Origin of the sequence: Promineifilum sp. (SeqCode), assembly GCF_041918635.1 — a bacterium.
In the GTDB taxonomy this organism is placed as follows: Bacteria; Chloroflexota; Anaerolineae; order Promineifilales; family Promineifilaceae; genus Promineifilum.
In genome coordinates, this window is sequence record NZ_JAYRVJ010000388.1 from 1 (window position 1) to 3571 (window position 3571).

Below are 3571 nucleotides of genomic sequence, written 5' to 3' on the forward strand. Positions count from 1 at the left end.
CACGATGTAAAGGCCGATCGGCTCCATCTCGCCGCTCTGGTCCAGGCTGTAATCCAGCTTGGCGACGTAGTCCTCGTTGTGGTCGCGCACGCGCCCAACGTGTGTCGCCGTGCCGGAGGTCTGGCGCAGCACCCGGCTCTGCGCGGCCTGGATGCCGGTCAGCGTCGGCGGGTCGTTGGGCGGCGGGGTCTGGGACACCGGCCCCGGCGGGGAGGCAGGAACCGTCGGCGCATCCGGCGCGGGGTCTGGGGGCGCATCCGGCGGTCGGAGGTGGCGAAGAGTCGGCTGTTCGCTGGCGGGCAGTTGGGGCGCGGACGGCGGCGAGGGCAGTTGCGCCGGCGGATGGCCGCCGACCAACCGGTTGCCACAGTTGGTGCAGAAGCGCGCGTTGGCCCGCACCGTCGCCCCACAGACCGAACAGAGGATAGTGCTGCTCTCGTTTATCGCCATCGCTCCAACACCTCGCCCGGCTTTCCCTAGGCTCGATAGGTAATCCAAAAACCCATCAGTTGTGTCTATTGCCTATTGTAGATCAAAATGCTCAGACCTGACAGGTTTTCACTACCGGTCAGGTAACTCACCGATCGCTTGGCGGCTGGCATGCGTCGCCGGCGCAGAGGGCGGCGTAGTGGTCGAGTATGGCCAGCGTGCCGGCCAGATTGCGATCCCACTCCATTGCCGTATGGTTGGTCAATTCGACGGCGAACGACGGGATACCCTCCGTCGTCAGCCAGTCGCTCGCGTCGCCGGTGATCTCGTAAACCAGTGACGGCCGCATCGAATAGCCCGACGCGGCGGCATAGACTTCGGCCAGAGCCACCGACGGCTCGTGAACCGTCGCGGGCGAACACCAGCCGGCCAGCACGACCCCCGCGGCGCTGTGCCAAAAGACCACCGCCCGAACGGCCTCGCTCAAGAAGAAGTCGCGCAGGGCGGCCGTCTCGCTCTCTGAGAACGGAGCCGTCCCGCCACTGACCTCCTGGTTGCGCCACGTGCCCGTCGCGGCCCAGTCGCAGTCGAAGTTGCGGTTCAGGTCGACGTCGCGCTCGTTGAAGCGCCCCGGTACGGTGTCACTGAGGACGCCGGTCGGCGGCGGGATAGGGCCGGTCGTCCAGCCGGGACTGACGCGGCTCAGGCCGTCGGGGTTGGCGACAGGGATGATGTGCAGCGTCACCGCCTCGGGCACGTCGCCGGGGTTGCGGTCGAAGTAATCGATCATCTCATAGGCCAGGTTGGCCGTGTTCCACTCGTAGCCGCCGTGGAGGGCTCCGACGAAGACCACGTCGGCCGGCCCGTCGCCGAAGACGTAATGCTCAATGGGCCGCCCACCGGCCGAGAGGCCGAGCGTCCGCGCGCCGGGCGCGAGGGGTGACGGCGTGTCAGCCCCTCCCCCTGCCCCTCCCGTGGGGAGGGGAGTCGGCTCCGCCTCTTCTGGGGGCAAGGGCGTATGCGTGGGCGTCGGCGACGGCGCTATGATGGTCGCCCCCGGCGGGGGCAGCCGCAGCGTCGCGCCGGCGTCTATCTGGTCGGCGTCCTCCAGGCCGTTGAGGGCCACAATAGCCTCTACAGAGATGCCGAACTCGGCGGCGATGGCTACCAGCGTGTCGTTCGGTTGAATAATGTATTCGGTGATGACGAGCGTGGGTGTGGGTGAGGGGATGGCCGTCGCCGTGACGCTTGGCGCGGGAGTTGCGCTCGCATCGATGAGGAGCGCCGCCGTTCCGGCGGGGACGGTCGCATCGGCCTGCGCAACCTCAGGCGGCATCGCGGTCGGTGTTGCTGTGGGGCCATCAAGAGCCGCCGTCCCGGCGGCGTTCCCCGGTTGGGCGCGCAGCCAGATGATGCCGGCGGCGGCGAACAGGCTGACGGCCAGCAGTGCGCCGCTGAGCCACCAGAAGAGGCGAGGGGTCTCGTTGCGTTTCACAGGGTCAATGCCTCACCGGCTCACCTCGACCAGGGTGGCGCGAATACCGTTCAGTTGGGCCGTCCAGGCCGTCGCGCTCAGCCCTTCGTACTCCTGCAACAGGATGAAGAACGCCGGTATGTCCTGCTCCACCAGCCAGTTGCTCGCGTCGCCGTTAATGGGGTCGGTCACCTCATAGTTGAAACCGCTGGCATTGGCGTAAGCGGTCGCCAAGGGGGGCGTCCCTCCGAAACTGTCGCTGCACTCGCCCGGCGCCACCCACCCCTGCGTTGCCCGCGCGTCGTAGAAGATAACCACCGCCGGCCGGACGTTCAGGAAGTAGTCGCGCAGGGCTTGCGACTCCGGTTCGGAGAACGCCGCCGCGCCGGGGTTGACCGACTGGTTGCGCCACGTGGCACGGGAGCTCCAGTCGCAGCCGAAGTTGCGGTTGATGTCCACCCCGTTGCCGTTGATCCGGCCGGCCAGCGCGCCGGGCGCGAGGTCGCTATCAGGGTTGGCGCTGAGGATGAAGTGCAACGCCACGTTGGCCGGTATCTCCTCGGGGTGCGCCTGGAAGTGGGCCAACGCCTGTTCGACCACGGTCACGCCGGCCGGCGCGAAGCCGGCGTGGATGCCGCCGACCAGGGTGACGACGACCGGCCCCTGCCCCAACTTGTAGACGGAGATGGCCTGCCCGCCAAAGGAAGCGCCGATAGACTCCTCGACGAGTACCGGCAGTGGCGGGGCGGTCGGCGCGGGCGTATCGGTGGGCACAGGTGTGTCGGCCGGCGCGGTGGTGGGTTGCGGCTCCGGCGTCGCCTCTTTCGTGGGGGGCACTTCCTGCACGGCCGCCGCGATGGTCGGCGCGAGCGTTGCGGCCGCGTCATCGGGATTGACGACCGGCTGCGGTTCCGGTTCATCCGTCGGCTCGCCCGCGCCGTTGTTCTCGCCTGAAGCCGTCTCGGAAACGGGCGTGCTAAGCGGCTCGTTGTCCCCGCCCAAAATGGCGCGGGCGGCAAAGAAGCCGCCGACCACCAGCGCCAGCACCAGTAGCGCGACAAGGACGTAACGCAGCCTGTTAGGCTGCGCCTCCTCCACCGGGGCCGTCAGCGCCACGCCCAATTGGCCGGCCGCCTGATAGCGCGCACCCGGCTCCAGCGCCATTGCCCGCAAGATGGCCTTGGTCACCGGCGGCGAGACGTCGGTTGGATAAGGCAGCGTCGCCCCGGTCAGGCGGCTGACGCTTTCCGTGGGCGTCTGGCCGGTCAGCAGGGCATAGAGCGTGGCCCCGGTGGCGTAAATGTCGGAGCGGGCGTCTGTCGCCCCCAGGCCGTACTGCTCCGGCGGCGAGAAACCGGGCGTGACCGCCTGCGCGCCGCGCGTCGTCTTGCCCGTGGCGCTGTAGTGCTTGGCGATGCCGAAATCGACCAGCACCGCCCGGTTCTCCGAGGTGATCTTGATGTTGGCCGGCTTGATGTCGCGATGAATGATCGGCTCCGGCCGGCCGTGGAGGTAGGCCAGGGCGTTGGCGATCTGCTGGACGATGGGGATGACCTCGGCTTCGGTCAGCCGGCCGCGCTCCTCCAACTTCTGCTGCAAGTCCTGACCGTCGATGAATTCCATCACCAGGTATTGGCCGCGGCCGGGAATGAGGAAGTGGTTGGTGAC

The 3571-nt window shown here is 68.2% G+C and carries 3 protein-coding genes; all 3 read right to left on the minus strand.

Annotation, left to right across the window (positions count from 1 at the left end; all coding sequences use genetic code 11):
* Positions 1-450, minus strand: a 450-nt coding sequence (locus ACE3UY_RS12140; RefSeq protein WP_374687780.1) for a zinc-ribbon domain-containing protein, incomplete at its 3' end; no start/stop codon positions are given.
* A gap of 127 nt (positions 451-577) precedes the next feature.
* Positions 578-1924: a M14 family zinc carboxypeptidase gene (locus tag ACE3UY_RS12145; protein WP_374687781.1), complete on the minus strand. Its 1347-nt coding sequence runs from the start codon at positions 1922-1924 to the stop codon at positions 578-580.
* Positions 1925-1936: 12 nt separating this feature from the next.
* Positions 1937-3571: protein kinase (locus ACE3UY_RS12150; RefSeq protein ID WP_374687782.1), on the minus strand; the 1635-nt coding region annotated here is incomplete at its 5' end.